This window comes from Methanosarcina barkeri MS, from assembly GCF_000970025.1.
In the GTDB taxonomy this organism is placed as follows: domain Archaea; phylum Halobacteriota; class Methanosarcinia; order Methanosarcinales; family Methanosarcinaceae; genus Methanosarcina; species Methanosarcina barkeri.
The window spans coordinates 384,741-402,238 of the sequence record NZ_CP009528.1 but is presented as its reverse complement, the minus strand read 5'-3'; the positions used below and the strand labels follow the sequence as shown (position 1 = coordinate 402,238).

The following is a 17,498-nucleotide window of genomic DNA, read 5'->3' as shown; positions in this document are numbered from 1 at the left end:
TAAAGAAATTGACGTGATAAAGAGAAAATCTATAATATCATAATTTTAGTTTCATATTTCTGCTGGAGGTAATAAATATATGAGAGAAGGTCCGGACCCATTTGGGGTCAGAGACACTATTGAAACAGCTGCCGGAAAAGCTACGATTTACAGTCTGGGTAAACTGGAAGAAAAGGGCTATGAGGGAATCTCCCTACTTCCTTACTCCATAAGGATCCTGCTGGAATCTCTGCTCAGGCATGCGGATACTGAAAAGCATATAATAACTACCGAAGATGTGGAGGCTCTTGCTCGCTGGAGCCCGGAAAATGTAAGTGACAGGGATATTCCGTTCATTCCGTCAAGGGTAATCATGCAGGATTTTACAGGCGTTCCAGCCGTAGTAGACCTGGCAGCCCTCCGCTCGGCAATGCAGCGCCTTGGAGGCGATCCCGCAAAAATAAACCCTGTTATCCCTGCCGATCTTGTTATTGACCACTCGGTCCAGGTGGACTCCTACGGCACGGCATATGCCCTTGAAGAAAACGAAAAAAAAGAATTTGAACGCAACACGGAACGCTATTCCGTCCTGCGATGGGCTCAGAAAGCCTTTGATAATTTTAGAGTCGTGCCTCCAGGAAGGGGCATTATCCATCAGGTGAACCTTGAGTATCTGGCCCCGCTTGTGCATCTTAAAGAGAAAGACGGGGAGTTATCTGCATTTCCTGATACTCTTGTAGGGACAGACTCCCATACTACAATGATTAACGGAATTGGAGTACTCGGCTGGGGAGTAGGAGGCATAGAAGCCGAAGCTGTAATGCTCGGGCAGCCTTATTATATGCCTGTGCCTCAGGTAGTGGGCTTCAAGCTTTACGGAAAAACTGCGCCTGGAGTTACTGCCACCGATCTTGTCCTGACAATTACGAAGATGCTCAGAAAAGAGGGAGTTGTCGGCAAATTCGTTGAATTTTACGGGCCCGGGTTAAACTCACTGAGTCTTCCTGATAGGGCAACGATTTCCAACATGGCTCCTGAGTATGGTGCAACCCTTGGAATTTTCCCACCTGATGCCGAGACGCTTGACTACCTGCGAAGAACTGGCAGGAGTGAAGAGCAGGTGGACCTTGTGAAAAAGTATCTGGAAGCTCAGGGCCTTCTCTATTCACCTCAAGAGCCGGATCCCGTTTTCAGCACTACCCTAGAACTTGATATGAGCACGGTAAAGCCCTGTCTTGCAGGCCCGAAGCGTCCTCAGGATCAGCTTTTCTTGAGTGAGATGCCTGAAAACTACCATGAAATTATGAAGCAGACCTTTATCCGAAAGAAAGAGTCAGGGATTGAACTTCCTCAGGATCCTGCTTACCAGCGCTGGACAGAAGACGGAGGGACACCTTTAAAGGAACCTGAAATTCTCGGTGCCGAAGAGGAAAAAAAGGAATCTTCGGAAAAGGCTTTCAGGGTAACACATGGCTCCGTAGTGATTGCAGCAATTACTTCCTGTACCAACACCTCAAACCCTTCAGTTTTAATAGGAGCCGGGCTGCTCGCCAAAAAGGCTGTAGAAAAGGGCCTGCATGTCAAGCCTTTTGTAAAAACAAGCCTTTCCCCAGGTTCAAGAGTAGCTACGGAATATCTGAAAGCTGCAGGCCTTTTGCCCTATCTCGAAGCCCTTGGTTTCCACCAGGTTGGTTACGGTTGTACAACCTGTATAGGAAACAGTGGACCTTTACCTGAAAAGGTTTCAAAAGAAATTAAGGAAAATGACCTTACTGTCGCAGCCGTACTCAGTGGAAACCGGAATTTCGAAGGACGGATTAATCCTCTTGTCAGGGCAAACTACCTTGCTTCTCCGCCTCTTGTTGTGGCCTATGCAATCGCAGGCACTGTAAACATCAACCTCGAAACCGATCCTCTTGCTTATGATCCCAACGGACGTCCTGTTTACCTCAAGGATATCTGGCCTGCAAAGGAGGAGATAAAGGACGCTGAAAAGAACAGCATCAAACCTTCAATGTTCGAAAAAGAATATTCGGGTGCTTTAGAGGGTTCCAAACGTTGGAAAGAGCTGGAAGCTCCAACAGGTACCCTCTATGACTGGAACCCTATGTCCACATATATTCAGGAACCTCCATACTTCATGGACTTCCCGCCTGCTCCACCTTCACCTGCGGATATAAAGAATGCAAGAGTTCTGGCCCTTTTCGGGGACAGCATTACCACGGACCATATTTCCCCTGCAGGTGCCATTCCTTCAGACAGTCCTGCGGGCAGGTACCTGATTTCCTGGGGTGTGAGCCCTGAAGATTTCAATTCTTATGGGTCCAGAAGGGGTAATCATGAGGTAATGATGCGTGGAACCTTTGGGAATATTCGGCTCAGGAATAGGCTCGTGGAAAAGGAAGGAGGATGGACAGTATACCATTCTCGGGAAGAAGACTTCCCCGAGGAACCCTGTAAAGGAATACCGATTTATGATGCTGCTATGCTTTATGCAGAAAATAATATTCCTCTGATCGTTATTGCAGGAAAGGAATACGGAACAGGCAGTTCCAGGGACTGGGCAGCTAAAGGTACGTTCCTGCTCGGAGTTAAAGCAGTTATTGCTGAGTCTTTCGAGCGTATTCACAGAAGTAATCTTGTCGGCATGGGAGTTCTTCCATTGCAATTTAAAGAAGGCGAGAATGCCGATACCCTGGGCCTTACAGGAAAGGAAAGCTATGATATTCTGGGCATTGAATACATGGAACCCCATGGAGATCTTACTGTAAGGGCAAAGGACGAAAAAGGGAACGAAGTACAATTCCAGGTAACCTTGAGATTGGATTCGGCTGTTGAAATCGAGTATTACATCAACAGTGGGATTTTGCACAAGTTCCTGCGGGATTCAGTGAAGAAAAAATAACAGGTTATCAATACCTGAATTAAATAAAGAATCTTTTTGAAAAGGTTTCTTAAGCTTTCATAAGTTTCCTGCTTTCTTGAAACCTTTTCATTTTCCTGATCGGAAAGAGAGCAATAGAGAGTTATTTTAATTCTTACGGACATTTTAAGGAAAACTTTATTCTAAAAACAGCATATTTTATTTTAATATAACCGCGAGGCTTAAGGTCTTTGCTTTCTTAATATCAAAAAATAATTATAATGATTCAGAAATATAATTTCAACAAATTTAATATACTTATTCGATGATAATAGGAATGCATTGTCACCCTATTTTTGGGTCTTATATGGCCCTTCGCGTTAAATTTTCCACATATAAGCAGAGGATTCCCCAAACTTCAAAGTTTTTTGAAAATCCTCTTGGTATAACTGTGAGGTATAAAATGAGTAAAAATATCTGTTTCATAGATGGGTTGGAGGGCATTCTGAAATACAGGGATATAGACATTAACCAGCTGGTTGATCTTCCCTATGATGCCGTTTCCTATCTACTTATCCTCGGCGATCTCCCTGGAGATCAGGAACTTGCCGAGTATTCAGCCTGCCTGCATGGGGAGCGTGAAGTCAACAGGGAGGTGATAGACGTTATCCATATGTGCAATTTCAATATTGACTCTATAGAAGCGCTGCGTACAATTGTTTCTTTTATATCACAGTTCGATCCGGACATTAACGACAGCTCTCCTGAAGGAAATATGAGAAAAGCTATACGGTTAATTGCCAAGATACCAACCATAGTTGCTACGTATTATAGAATCGCAAACGGAAAAGAACCTGTACCCCCGGATCCATCTCTCTCTCACGGAGCTAACTTCCTTTATATGCTAAGAGGAAAAAAGCCAAGTCAGCTGGAAGCTGAGATCATGGAAAAAGACTTTATCCTCAGCGCCGAACATGAACTAAATGCCTCTACTTTTTCTTCAAGAGTTACTGCCTCTACCCTTTCAGACCTTTATTCTGCTGTTATTTCCGGACTTTGCACCCTTAAAGGCCCTCTGCATGGAGGGGCAAGGGCAGAAGTTACAGCCATGATCGAAGAAATTGCTTATCCAGAAAATGCAGAGAGTTATGTCCTCGATAAGCTGAGTAAAAAAGAAAAAATTATGGGCTTTGGACATAGAGTTTACAAAACTTACGATCCTAGAGGGACGATATTCAAGCAGCTTGCTAAACAACTTGCAGAAGCAAAAGGGGATATGCACTGGTACAACATTGCCGAAGTAGTAGAAAACACTGTTATCCGTGAACTTGTAGAAAAGAAAGGAAAGCCAATCTATCCTAACGTTGATTTCTATTCTGGAGTCATTTACAAGTATATGGATATTCCCCCTCAACTTGCAACATCAATCTTTGCAATCGGCAGGGTCTCAGGCTGGATAGCTCACTGCTTTGACCAGTACGAAAAGAAAAAGGTCATAAGGCCCAGGGCTTTCATGCTCGATGAATGTTGAAATCCTAAAAACCTGTTGCGTCTGAAAACTAGCAAAGAAAAATGGAATAGAAAAAGTCGAAAAAAAACACACAGATATGGGAGACTGGATCTGGCAGACAGTAGTTGTCAAATGAAAGCCAAGAACCAGAAATAAAACTGTTTTTTCAGGCAAAACAGGTTCAAAAACAGATTAAAAGTTAAAAATGAAACAATATATTTCCAGAAGTAAATAATCGACTCAGTACCAAAATTCAGTGATGAACAGAAAATTAAAAATCACTAGTATCGAGTCAATTACAAAATGTCGTATAAAATCGATTACAATTATTTGGAATAATTGAATCCTTGATAATTGACTTAACACTAGATTTTGTAATTGACTTAACACTAGATTTTGTAATTGACTTAACACTAGATTTTGTAATTGACTTAACACTAGATTTTGTAATTGACTTAACACTAGATTTTGTAATTGACTTAACACTAGATTTTGTAATTGACTTAACACTAGATTTTGTAATTGACTTAACACTAGATTTTGTAATTGACTTAACACTAGATTTTGTAATTGACTTAACACTAGATTTTGTAATTGATTATAATCCTTGAGAGACAACTTAGGGGTTGAAGTCTTAGATGTCGAATATTGATTTTGATGAAAACTGGATTCTTCTTGCAAATTCAGATTTTCAATCAAAAAATGAAAAAATCGTAGATTTTAGAACAGAGCCAAATAATTCACAGGAATATACTTTTATAGGCATTCTTTTTTGATTCTTTGCTGTTTTTCATAGGTGAATAATAATTCATTAGTTGCACAGTTGTCCGATAAATGAAAACCGTTGAATTTGAATCTGAGATTCAATAATATATGTTTCTAAATTTTGAGCATGTTACTTCAATATATAGGTATGAATATAAGTTGCCTACCCGAAATAGCGAATAGCCCCTTTCAAAGGCATAACAATCTTACAAAAAAATATAAATGTGTTTTGAGTTTAAAGAGGGTTTCATTGATCATCGGTTAAGAAATTTTCTTGCCTGAAAGATATCGATTTTGTACCAAAATCCTGCTTAAAGATTAGGCCTATTTACGTAAAATCGATGCCCAATTCCAGCTTAGAACTTATCAAACTATTAGGTAAACGTTGAGAAATTGATACAATTTGTCATGATTCCTCACTTAACCGAAGACGCATGAAGAGCGTTTTACTTTTTCAGATGCACAAGCCGCCTATTCAGTTAGTTTTTACTAACTTTTCCGTGCATCAGTTTATTTAAAGCATGTGATCTGATATATTGCTCTTTGCATAGTCGTGCCCCGGTTATGCAATTTTAAGTATGTTCCATTTTACCAGACTTTCTGCAGATATCCTTTCAACTTTTAGAATTTTTCATGCTATCGGTATTTCTGAAAACCATCTTGGTTACTCAAGTGCATATTTTTAAAATATTCCAAAGTTTTCGGTTTTTTGCTTTTATTAAAAACTTTCACCAGAACTATACAGAATCTTCTGTTGATATAATAACTGCAAAATTTTGAATAATTTCACAAACACAATAACATGAGAAATTGTCTCCATATTGTGCGGGTAAAAGTAAATTTCATGTATTTGCTGAAAATTTGAGAATTTAACCAAGTGTGAGAAACAACTTCAAGCGAAGTATTCAACTTTATAACTGTAGGATAAAATTGTTGCACAGTTTTTGAATTGGAAAATTATCCCTCGAATTTGAGAAGATACAAAAAATGCTATTTTTTGAACATGTCGAATAAAGAAAGTCAGTTTTACATTTATGAGTAGGTACTTATACCAACAACCTATGCAACGAAGTTTACAAAATTTGTTTGTGTGATTTTATTCATGGTTTTAACTATTTAACTTTTTTAATTAATATATTTAAAAATATCCAGAAGTTTATATAACATAACGTAGAAATCAATACTGTTGTATTAAGTGCAACAGAAAAAATGTGAAATTAAATTGAATTTATTGGCCATCGGTTAAAGAATTTTCTTGCCTGAAAGCTATCGATTTTGCATTAGAAATTAGCCTTAGATTTTGGCCTATGTACATGAAATCGATACTCGGTTCCAAGTCATAATTTATAGAAATATTTGATAAATGTTGAGGAAATTGGTGCAATTTGTCACGATTTCTCGCTTAACCGAAGACGTATGGAATTGAATTAAGATAAATTTTACTTTTATTTAATAGTATCAAAAACTGAGCATGAAATTGAATCAAAATAAAGTTTTTACAAATCATGAGGGATAAGAAATGAAACAAATTCATGTAGATAACGACCAGATAGGGGGTGTTATTCAAGTTGTAATTCAATCTATGTTTTTATGTAACTTTATAACATTTGTAAATACAACGCTTACTGTATATAATCAATTCCTTAAAAATTACATTTCCTTATACACTGGAATTTTGTTAATTTGTTTTGCCTCTGCTTTATGGTGGGGAGTCTACGATATTGTTACTTTTCCTTCTATGCTCCAATATGGAAATAGGCAGGCTTGGGTTCACGAGTCCCCTATTAAAAAAGAGTTCGAGAGACTTAACCAGAAAATAGATAAGCTAAATACAGAAATTCAAAACTATCAAGAGGGGTGAAATTGAGAATTCACTATCTTACAGATATCTATTTAGGAGAGAGGAATGCAGGCACAACTCACACGCTGGAAATTGTAAAACATCTTCAGCGAGAAAACAAAGTGGACGTTATTTGCCCTACTCCTACAGATAACATAAAATTTAATTATCAGTGTGTGATCCCTACTTTTGGATTAAAAGGTATGGCAAGAATGGCTATCTTAAATTTAGGCTTCTTGTTATTATATCCCTTTTACTTACTAAAAAACCGCCCGGATGTAATCTACCAAAGATTTGACGGTTCACTGCTTCTTGCTCCATCTGTGATTTTTTCTAAACTTTTTAATGTCCGATTAGTTATGGAAGTAAACGGAAATTTAATAGATGAAATAAGGATGAAGAAGTCTCCTCCATTATATATAAAATTGGTATACCTTTCAGAGAAACTCTATTATTCGCATTCAGAAAAAATAATATGTGTAACACCCGGATTAAAAAAGTTGCTATGCGAAAGATATAATCTTTCGGAATCAAAAATAGAAGTTGTCTGCAATGGAGTAAACATAGAATTATTTAAACCAGTAAAAAACACAGCAGAAAAACAATTTATTTTATTCCAGGGATCTTTATTAAATTGGCAGGGACTAGAGAATTTAATTAATGCTGTTCCTCAAATTGTAGAAAAGTGCCCTAATATAAGCTTATTAATTGTTGGAGATGGACCAGAAAAAGATAAACTTATAACACTCACAAATTCTCTTAATGTCTCTGAACATGTAATTTTCATTCCTGCGGTCCCTCAAGAAACCCTTGTAAAACTTATTAATCTGGCAGATATATGTGTAGCTCCTTTCATAAAAGAAAGAAATGATAAGATAGGGATAAGCCCTATGAAAATTGTAGAGTACATGGCCTGTGGGAAACCAATAGTATCTTCAAGGATAAACAATCTGGATGAAATTGAAAAATTCAATGCTGGAGTTCTCATAGACCCCGAAAATCCGGAAAAACTGGCAGGAGCAATAATAAGGTTACTAGAGGCTCCCGAAGAAACAATAAAGATGGGGGAAAATGGAAGACATTTAGTGGAATGTAGGTATTCATGGAAATACATTGGTGGATCTGTGGCTATCATATTACGTTCAACTTCACAGATTGGGAGGGAATAATGAAAATAAATCACATTGGAGTAATTGCTGGAGTTCCTTCCGCTCTTAGTGATATTGATAAAAAAAGAGGGCACGAGTCTAAGGTTATCCAAACATACCCACATCCGTTCAAATTTAATCGAGATGAATTCTTTCTCATTGATGGCTTCAATTTCCATTCTGCAGTAAACTCTTGCAGGTACCTGTGTGAATGTACCAAAGCCGATAGAATTCACATCCATGAAAAAGCTCCATTAAAAGGAATAGAGATTCTTATATTCAAACTGCTAGGAAAAGAAGTCATATTTCATTATCATGGAACTGATATAAGAGGAAAAAGACAACCATTTTTACATAAATTAGCGGATAAAAAATACGTATCTACTCCCGATCTGATGAAATATGTGGATGCAGTCTGGGTTCCAAATCTTCTAAACGATAAAGAAATTCCTCCAAAAAATAGACAACGAACTGGGGAAAAAATAAAGCTGTTACATATTCCTTCCAACCCAGCAGTGAAAGGCTCAGAGTTCATAGATTCTGCAGTAAAAAGATTACAGGAAGAGGGATATGAAATAGAGTATTCAATGGTTCAGAACATCTCTCATGAAGAAGCATTAAAACTAATGTCTCAATGTGACGTATACATAGACCAGTTACTTTTGGGGACATACGGTGTCTCATCTCTTGAGTGCGCTTTTATGGGGGTGCCCGTAGTCTGTTATGTAAATCCAGAATTGTATGAAATAAAAATTCCATTCATAAACGCAGACAAAAATAGTATTTATGATACATTAAAGACTGTCTGTAATATGACTAACGAAGAACTATATAACATAGGAGAAAATGAAAAAACGTTTTATGAAAAAGTAAAAAAGCAATTTGATACCACTTATTAAGAATTATGATTTTAAAATGTTTTTCGCAAAAAATATAAAGATTTTAAAGGATTTGTATTGTTGCTGGGAGGAGAAAATTCTTATGAAAACAGTTTTTCTTTGCGATGCGGATATTTCAATCGATGTGGATATTTCAATATTACCAGCCAGTACCAAAATAGTGCATCTTTATGGTGTGTATACAACCTAACACTATATTGGGTATAAAGTAAATGTCAGACAAGAGGTAACAAGTGGAAAACGTCACTTTCAAAGTTCCCAAAGATCTAATTTTGGATATACAGATTAGATTTCACGGTAAAAGTCTTTTTCACTACAATGTGATAACTTACATTGGTTAACAGAGAAGGGAGTTTTATTCCTAAAATCAGATAATCTTTTTATCATCTGACAGCTTTCTGATATCCAGATACCCATGAGTTTTAGAACTTTCATCAACCAGTTAAAAGAAAATGGAAAACTGGTAGAAATTCTCCAACCTGTATCCCCGAGGTTTGAAGCTTCAAGAATTGCAAAAAACACAAAAGCTCCCGTTCTCTTCCATGATATCTCAGGTTCGAAGGTGATTATGAACCTCCTTGGGTCAAGGGATGAACTGTCCTCCATGCTCGGAGTTCCTAAAGAAGAGATTATAAAGAAGCTTTCGGAAGTTTCTCCTGAAGGGGAAGTGCGGCTTGTATCAGAATCTCCAACCCTTGAGGTCATAGAAGACAAAGTTGATCTGACAAAACTTCCTATCCTTACACATTTTGAAAAAGACGGAGCTCCTTATATAACAGCAGGAATTGTAGTTTCCGAGTACGGAGGCACGATTAATGCTTCAATCCACCGGCTTATGCTAGTAGGAAAAGATAAACTTGCAGCCCGCCTAGTCCCTCCAAGGCATACTTATCTCCTGCACAAAAAAGCCGCCGAAAAAGGCGAACCTCTACCTGTTGCAATTGTACTTGGCTGCGACCCAACAATTATTTACGCGACTTCGACAAGGGTTCCTGTAGGAAAAGAATTCGAATACGCAGCCGCTTTGCGTGGAGCTCCTGTTGAACTTTTTGAGTGTGCAAATGGGTTAAAAGTTCCTCATGCCGAGATTGTGCTTGAAGGTTATATCGACCCCGTAGAGAGAATTGATGAAGGACCTTTTGTTGATATAACCGGAACCTACGATGTTGTTAGAAAAGAACCTGTTATCCATATCACCCGAATTATTCATAGAAAAGACCCGATTTATCACGGAATTCTGCCAGCCGGCCCTGAGCATCTCCTGATGATGGGAGTGCCTTATGAGCCAAGGATTTACAGGGCTGTAGGAGAGGTTACTACGGTCAAAAACGTGGTGTTGACCGAGGGAGGATGCTGTTATCTCCATGCAGTCGTCCAGATTGAGAAGCAGACTGAAGGAGATGGAAAAAACGCTATCATGGCAGCCTTTGCAGCCCATACAAGCCTTAAGCATGTAGTGGTTGTGGACGAAGATATAAATATTTTTGACCCGAACGATGTCGAGTTTGCAATTGCTACCAGGGTAAAAGGCGATATTGATATTCTTATTATACCCAATGTTCGGGGAAGTTCCCTTGACCCACGAGGAGCTCCTGACGGAACAACCACAAAAGTGGGAATTGATGCTACAAAAGTGCTCGTAGAAAAGGAAAATTTTGAAAGGGCAGTAATTCCGGAATAATTCCGAAAGAATAGGTAAAAATTATTTAAAACCTCTGGCAATTAACGAGTGAATTTCAATGTATCTTACAAAAGAAGAAGAGCAAATCCTGAATGGAGACGCCGGTGAGACTCTAAGGCAGGCTATTGAAATCCTGGTGACTCTTGGAGACATTTACGGTGCAGACAGGCTTATCCCCATCAAAAGTGCTCAGATAGCAGGGGTTTCTTACAAAACTATGGGCGATGCAGGTCTTGAGTGGATTTCAGACCTGCAGGGGAAGGTTAAGGTTCCTGCGATTTTAAACCCTGCCGGGATGGACCTGCAAGACTGGGAACGGCTCAGGATCTCGCCCGAGTTTGCGGAAAAACAAAAGTTGATTGTTCAGGCATACGAAAAACTAGGAATTCGGTGTGAGTGCACATGCACGCCATATACTCTTGAGGGTTTTGATGTAGGTTATGGAGACCACCTGGCATGGAGCGAATCATCAGCTGTCTCCTATGCAAATTCCGTACTTGGGGCCAGGACGAACCGGGAAGGTGGGCCGTCAGCCCTTTCTGCAGCACTTCTTGGAAAAACCGCAAACTATGGTTTCCATCTGGATGAAAACCGTGTGCCTGAGATTTCATTTGATGTAGAGTATCCTCTTAAAGGATCGGATTACGGTGCACTAGGTTATGTAGCTGGGAACCTTGCAGGGAGCAAGGTGCCTGTTTTTCATCTAAGGAGCACTCCGGATGCGGATGAGTTAAAAGCGCTAGGAGCTGCAATGGCAGCTTCGGGAGCAGTTGCCCTTTATCACGTTGAAGAAGTCACGCCTGAGATTTGCAGGGTGAATTTTGAAGAGCCGTCAGAAAAAATAACTATTGAGAAAAGCCAGCTTGACGAGGTTTATGAGAGCCTGAAAAAAGCCTGCAAAGAGCCCGAATTGATAACCATAGGGTGTCCTCACTGCTCTGCAGCGGAACTTGAAAAAGCAGCCAAACTCCTGAGAGGAAAAACGGTTTCAAAAGAGTTCTGGATCTTTACCTCAAGGGAACTTGCAAAACGCTATCCGGAGTATGTCGGGACCATCGAAGAAAGTGGAGCTAAGGTTGTCTGTGATACCTGCATGGTAGTTTCTCCTGCTACAAACAGCTATTCCTGCGTTATGGTAAACTCAGGAAAAGCACTTGCTTACGTTCCTGGAATGTGCGGAGCTGAAGCCGTATATGGAAGTATGGAAGCCTGTGTCGAGGAAGCAGTAGGCGGAGCAGCAAAGAATGTAGCAAAGAAGGGAGGTGATTCCAATTAAACTTAAAGGCAGGAAGATTTCAAGAGGATGTGCAAAAGGAGAAGTACTGCTTTCCAGAGACCCTATTTCATTCCTTGGGAATGTAGACCCAAAAACAGGGGTCGTAATTGAAGAGAATCACGCCCTTGAAGGAAAATCAATCCAGAATAAAGTTCTTGTTTTTCCGCACGGTAAAGGCTCTACAGTTGGCTCGTATGTTATGTATCAACTGAAGAAAAATGGAGTCGCACCTGCAGCGATAATAAACCTGGAAACCGAGCCAATAGTTGCAGTTGGAGCCATTATTTCCGAAATTCCACTTGTTGATATGCTTGAGAGAAACCCTTACGAAGTATTAAATAATGGAGACTTTGTTCTGGTTAACGGAAGTAAAGGATACATTGAACTTCTCAAACAGGAAACCATTAAAACTGAAAACGAGTAAAACTGAAAAATAACTAGCAAACAAAAAATGGTTATTTAAGTCCTGAAAGCTGTACGGGTAAAGCTGAACGGATAAAATTGAACTAATAAAATTGAACTAATAAAATTGAACTAATAAAATTGAACTAATAAAATTGAACTGATAAAATTGAACTAATAAAATTGAACTGATAAAATTGAACTAATAAAATTAATGGATAAAGCCCAAAAATTAAGTTTTAAGATGGGAAATAGGAACTTCAAAATGAACCCGGAAAACCATAAGAAAGGCAAAGACAAATTCAATGCCGAGGAAACGGTCTCACGTTTATATCCTTACATATTCAGGGTATTCGACGTTTATGAGGTCCAGAATTCCGGGGAAGCTCTTTACTTCTATGGAACCCCTAGAACCAATACCGAAAATGTTACAGGAGAACTATGGGAACCTTTACAGCATTTTGGGTTCGGATGTACGTTGAAGTATGAGCTTGGAGAATATGTACTGCTGGTTTTTCCTGAAAAGAAGGCAAAGGAAAAGAACTGGATAAACCTTGTTCTTTTCATAGCAACCTTTTTTACAACCATGGTTTGCGGAGCCTGGATGTCAGGAGCAGACCTCGAAATCGATCCCTCCCAGCTTATCCGAGGCTTACCATTTACCCTTGCGATAATGACAGTTCTTGGTTCCCATGAGATGGCTCACTATGTAATGGCCAGATACCATGGGATGAAGGCATCTCTTCCGTATTTCATTCCTTTTCCGACTTTTATTGGCACTATGGGAGCACTAATCCGCTACAGAGGGCCTGTACCCAGTCGAAAAGCGCTTTTTGATGTGGGAGTTGCAGGACCACTGGTAGGCCTTTTCATGTCAGTTGCAGTGACGGTAATAGGACTTAACCTTAAAGCACCTGCAGTAAACCCCCTGTCGGATTCCATGATGCTTGGTCTTGGCCTTCCTCCCCTTTTCGTGTTTATCCAGAACCTTGTTGGAGTTACAGGAGAAAACCTTCATCCCGTAGCCTTTGCAGGCTGGGTAGGAATGTTCGTGACCCTGCTCAATCTCCTTCCTGCGGGGCAACTTGACGGTGGGCACATCCTAAGGGCTATGCTGGGTAAGAAAGCGGAAAAGGTTTCATTTATGATGCCGCGTGTCCTGTTTCTGATAGGGCTTTATGTAATTTACTGGATGAAGGAAGACGGATTTATATGGATTTCCTGGGCCCTTTTCCTCTGGATTTTTGCTGCGATAGGGCATCCGTCTCCCCTGCACGATAAAGTCGAACTGGACAAAAAACGCATCTTGTTAGGGATCATTACCTTTATCCTGGGCTTACTCTGCTTTACTCTGATACCTTTTAAGCCAATTTCCTGAAAGAGTCTGGATTTCTAAAAAACGGAGGAGAAAAATAATGAATGTGCACTTCCGGTACAGCAAGAAAAACTCTTACAGCTTTGCAGTACTTTCGCCTTTACTGCCTGAAGCTGGTTTTGTAGACAGACCTGTAGATGGGATCATGATCTACAGTTTTACAACGCGTCAGGCAGCAAAGGTATTTATGGAAGTGAAAAATGCAGGTACGGATTCAATTTTTATTGCCGGAGGACCTCATCCATCCGGCGCTCCGGAAGAGACACTCGAATACTTCGATTATGTTGTGATAGGAGAAGGGGAGGAAACCCTTCCGGAACTTGTGAAAACAATTCAGGGAAGGGAAGACCCTCAAAAAGTACCTGGCATTGCATACAGGGATGCAGAAACAGGCAAGGTTGGCAGAACTCCAAAAAGGCCGTATGCAAATCTTGATTCCTATCCCTGCTTTGACCCTCATAAACTCCGGGCTCCTATTGAAATTAGCAGGGGATGTCCCTGGGGCTGTAAATACTGCCAGACTCCCAGGCTTTTCGGAAGAGAAGTCAGGCACAGAAGCGTAGATTCCATTGTGAAAAATGCGGGGTACTATAATGACCTTCGCTTTATAGCCTCCAATGCCTTTGGTTACGGTAGTGATGGAATTCATCCCAGGTTTGATAAAGTGGAAAAATTGCTTTCTGCACTTTATAAAATACCTGATAAGAAAATCTTTTTTGGGACTTTTCCTTCGGAAGTGCGTCCTGAATTCGTAACCAATGAATCGGTTGAGCTCGTGAGAAAATACTGCGCAAACGATAGTCTTAGCCTTGGGGCTCAGTCCGGCAGTGATCGAATTCTAAAGGAAATCCACAGAGGACATACGGTTGGAGACAGCATTTCAGCAGTTGAGTGCTGTCTGGAACATGAAATTATTCCCACTGTTGATTTCATTTTTGGCCTTCCCACTGAAACTGAAGAGGACCAGGAAAAAAGCCTCGACCTTGTCCGCTGGATCTGCAAGAAAGGAGGCACTGTAAGGGCCCATTATCTTACTCCCCTGCCGGGAACTCCATATGCATCGGCTGTCCCCTCAGAAGTAAGTGATCTGGTAAGAAGAGAGCTTGGAAAACTTGCCTTTGGGGGCAAACTTACAGGATACTGGGAAAAACACCGGAAATTTGATAAAAAGTAAAATTAGAGAGATAAGGTTGGAGGCCGATATATGGATTCTGGTATCGGCTTTGAAACCAAATCTCATTGTTCTGGATTCTATAAATTCCCTGAGACGTTAAGCACAATTTATTTATTTATTTACACTTATTTATATATTTAGGCTCTTCATTATTCTCTATGGATGAGATAATTTTCAATTCAATACCACATTGGTTTTTATGAGGACATTATGGGATATCCACAAACAACGAAGAGCCTTTATTTTGGAAATTTACGCACATGTTATCTAATCTGATCCTGTTACTATCTTTTCCTATCAACTCCATAACCTGAATTCGAGTTTTATTCCAGAGTTTCAGTTCACAGTTTATTTTTGGAATAGGTTCTATTTGTTCTCATTTTGACTGCATATTCACTTTTTAAATTTATTTGTTGGTCTTTTATTTGTTGGTCTTTTATTTGTTGGTCTTGCACTTTCGATTGATCTTGTACTACCGGCTGTTCCTTTAATCAAACTAATACTTAGAATTTTTACTGCATTCTCAGTTTAGAATGTATACGCTTTGAGCTTAGGAGGCTCTTATACTGACATACTTATATAAAAGAGGACCTTTTATTTTTAGTCCTATATATAATAAAGTAATTAATGTATTTATAATTTATTGTTACTAATTTAAAATTAAAACATACTAATTAATTAAAATATTCATTTAAGTTCTGCAACCTTCCCGGGAAAAACTTAATCAAAGGCTCAAAGCGGTTTAAGTCTTTTAAAAAAGGTTTGATCAAAAACCTAGCAACTTTATGGTCGGGGTGATCATCTGGTGCAACGGTTGCATTTGAGCTTGAGAACCTTATTCCTAAACTCTATAGGCGTGATCAACCTGCGCAACGGTTGTGGCACAACCCTTTTGAAAAAAGGCTTGATCGAAAACTCCAGTAACAAGATGGTCGGGGTGATCAATCGACACAGCGGTTGTGGCGCAACTCTTCTAAAAAAAGATTTGCTCACAAGCCTTTTGAAAAAAAAGCTTGAGCAAAAACTTCAAGAGAGGTTAAGGACTTATTTGGGAGTTGAAGCCTTTTCTGCTCTTATGACCATTTGTAGGCCTTCCTGCATGAGTTCTTCGGCTCGTTCTTGTTTCTCTGCTTCGGCAAAGATTCGGAAAATCGGTTCCGTGCCTGAGGGCCGGATAAGGACCCAGCCATCTTTGTACCAGATTTTGACCCCATCAATGGTGTCCATCTTAAGCCCGAGGCCTGAAGCTTCATATTTTACTTTTTCCATTGTAGCTTGTGTGTTTACGGAGGGGACTTTGGTTTTTGCGTTGAAGTACTGAGGTACACTCTTTGCAAGCTCGGAAAGCTTTTTCCCACCAGCCAGGATTTCAAGGATTTTGGCACAGGCCATTGCCCCATCCCTGCAATACTGATGCTTGGGGAAAATAAGGCCTCCATTGCCCTCGCCTCCGAATACTGCATTTACTTCCATCATCTTTCGAGCGACGTTGATGGAGCCAACTGCTGTCCAGTAAAGCTCGACACCTTCTTCTTTTGCTACGTCGGCCATCCGCTGTGAGGAGCTAACAGGAGTTACTATAGGCCCTTTTTCGCGTTCGAGCATATATTTTGCCATCATGGCAAGCAGAACCTCTTCATTTAAGAATTCACCATTTTCGTCCATAAAGACTATCCTATCCGCATCTCCATCGTGAGCTGCTCCTAGATCGGCTCCAGTAATTTTTACAAGTTTGGAGAGCTCGGTTAAAGCATCAGGTATTGGTTCGGGATTTCGCCAGGGGAAAGTCCCATCGGGTTGAGCTCCAAGAGTCAGCACATTGCAGCCCAGTTCTCTAAGCAGGAAGGGAAGAGTAAGTGAACCTGCTCCGGAACCTGTATCAATGACTACTTTGAGTTTGCGGCTGCGAATCTTTTCGGCATCTACTGCGTTAATAATATTTCTGATATAATAGTCATTGACTCCTGGATCGACCCTGAAACTACCGGTCTTCTCCCAGGATACAATGGAATATTTTCCAGAGGAGTAAATTTTTTCGATATCTCTTTCTCCATCCCTGGGAAACTCCGTACCATCTCCGGCAATTAACTTGATTCCATTATATTGTCTTGGGTTGTGAGACGCAGTAATAACGATCCCCGCATCGGCGTGATCACGCACATAGTACTGAATAGAAGGAGTAGGAAGCGTTCCCACGTCAATTACATTCAGACCTGTTGAAAGAGCCCCGGCAATTGCGGCAGACTTCAGCATCTGGCCTGAAATCCGGGTATCACAGCCTATAGCAACCGTGCCTTTTGAACCCATATATGTACCAAGGCTTCTGGCTAAATTGACTGCCAACTCTGGAATTATATATTCATTGGCGATACCACGTACACCATTAGTTCCGAATAATGCCATGTAAGATCTCCATCTTTGTAATTTGAATGAAAATTCTGCCGTTCGGGCAAATCTGTTCTTTAATTTGAATTATTATAACAAATAAATCTCTAATATAAAACAAAGCTCTGGTAATGAAAACATTACAACGATTTCAAGATACCGCTTTTTTGAGAAGATTCTCAAACTTAAAAATAGTGTCCG

Annotated in this window: 12 protein-coding genes; 11 read left to right on the top strand and 1 reads right to left on the bottom strand. The window is 40.0% G+C overall.

Going from position 1 to position 17,498, the window contains the following annotated elements; genetic code table 11:
• Window positions 1-79: 79 nt before the first annotated feature.
• The 11 genes from acnA to MSBRM_RS01700 all read left to right on the top strand — a co-directional run bounded on the left by acnA (window position 80) and on the right by MSBRM_RS01700 (window position 14,912).
• A complete protein-coding gene (gene acnA / locus MSBRM_RS01750) occupies window positions 80-2,884 on the top strand; it encodes an aconitate hydratase AcnA (protein WP_048154271.1) in 2,805 nt (934 codons plus the stop codon).
• A 421-nt stretch (window positions 2,885-3,305) separates the two neighbouring features.
• Entirely contained in the window at window positions 3,306-4,373 is a 1,068-nt protein-coding gene (locus MSBRM_RS01745; RefSeq protein WP_048123290.1) for a citrate/2-methylcitrate synthase, read from the top strand.
• Between the two features lie 326 nt (window positions 4,374-4,699).
• On the top strand, window positions 4,700-4,963 hold the full coding sequence (locus tag MSBRM_RS20720; RefSeq protein WP_052712652.1) for a hypothetical protein: 264 nt from the start codon (window positions 4,700-4,702) through the stop codon (window positions 4,961-4,963).
• Window positions 4,964-6,636: 1,673 nt separating this feature from the next.
• On the top strand, window positions 6,637-6,978 hold the full coding sequence (locus tag MSBRM_RS01735) for a hypothetical protein (protein WP_048154269.1): 342 nt from the start codon (window positions 6,637-6,639) through the stop codon (window positions 6,976-6,978).
• 2 nt (window positions 6,979-6,980) lie between these two features.
• Window positions 6,981-8,126, top strand: coding sequence for a glycosyltransferase family 4 protein (locus MSBRM_RS01730; RefSeq protein WP_052712651.1), 1,146 nt, complete (start codon window positions 6,981-6,983; stop codon window positions 8,124-8,126).
• Complete coding sequence (locus MSBRM_RS01725; RefSeq protein WP_048154266.1) at window positions 8,126-9,004, top strand: glycosyltransferase; 879 nt, start codon at window positions 8,126-8,128, stop codon at window positions 9,002-9,004. Before MSBRM_RS01730 ends, MSBRM_RS01725 begins: the two co-directional genes overlap by 1 nt.
• Before the next feature lie 415 nt (window positions 9,005-9,419).
• Entirely contained in the window at window positions 9,420-10,685 is a 1,266-nt protein-coding gene (locus MSBRM_RS01720) for a UbiD family decarboxylase (protein WP_048120331.1), read from the top strand.
• Window positions 10,686-10,743: 58 nt separating this feature from the next.
• On the top strand, window positions 10,744-11,961 hold the full coding sequence (locus MSBRM_RS01715) for an aconitase X (protein ID WP_048154264.1): 1,218 nt from the start codon (window positions 10,744-10,746) through the stop codon (window positions 11,959-11,961).
• Window positions 11,948-12,385, top strand: coding sequence for a DUF126 domain-containing protein (locus MSBRM_RS01710; protein WP_048120335.1), 438 nt, complete (start codon window positions 11,948-11,950; stop codon window positions 12,383-12,385). Before MSBRM_RS01715 ends, MSBRM_RS01710 begins: the two co-directional genes overlap by 14 nt.
• 243 nt (window positions 12,386-12,628) lie before the next feature.
• Entirely contained in the window at window positions 12,629-13,741 is a 1,113-nt protein-coding gene (locus MSBRM_RS01705; RefSeq protein WP_048120337.1) for a site-2 protease family protein, read from the top strand.
• 37 nt (window positions 13,742-13,778) lie between these two features.
• Window positions 13,779-14,912 (top strand): TIGR04013 family B12-binding domain/radical SAM domain-containing protein, encoded by a 1,134-nt coding sequence (locus MSBRM_RS01700; protein ID WP_048120338.1) that lies wholly within the window; start codon window positions 13,779-13,781, stop codon window positions 14,910-14,912.
• Between the two features lie 1,044 nt (window positions 14,913-15,956).
• Here MSBRM_RS01700 and glmM read toward each other — a convergent pair.
• Window positions 15,957-17,315, bottom strand: a complete 1,359-nt coding sequence (glmM, locus tag MSBRM_RS01695; protein WP_048120340.1) for a phosphoglucosamine mutase — start codon at window positions 17,313-17,315, stop codon at window positions 15,957-15,959.
• Window positions 17,316-17,498: the final 183 nt, after the last annotated feature.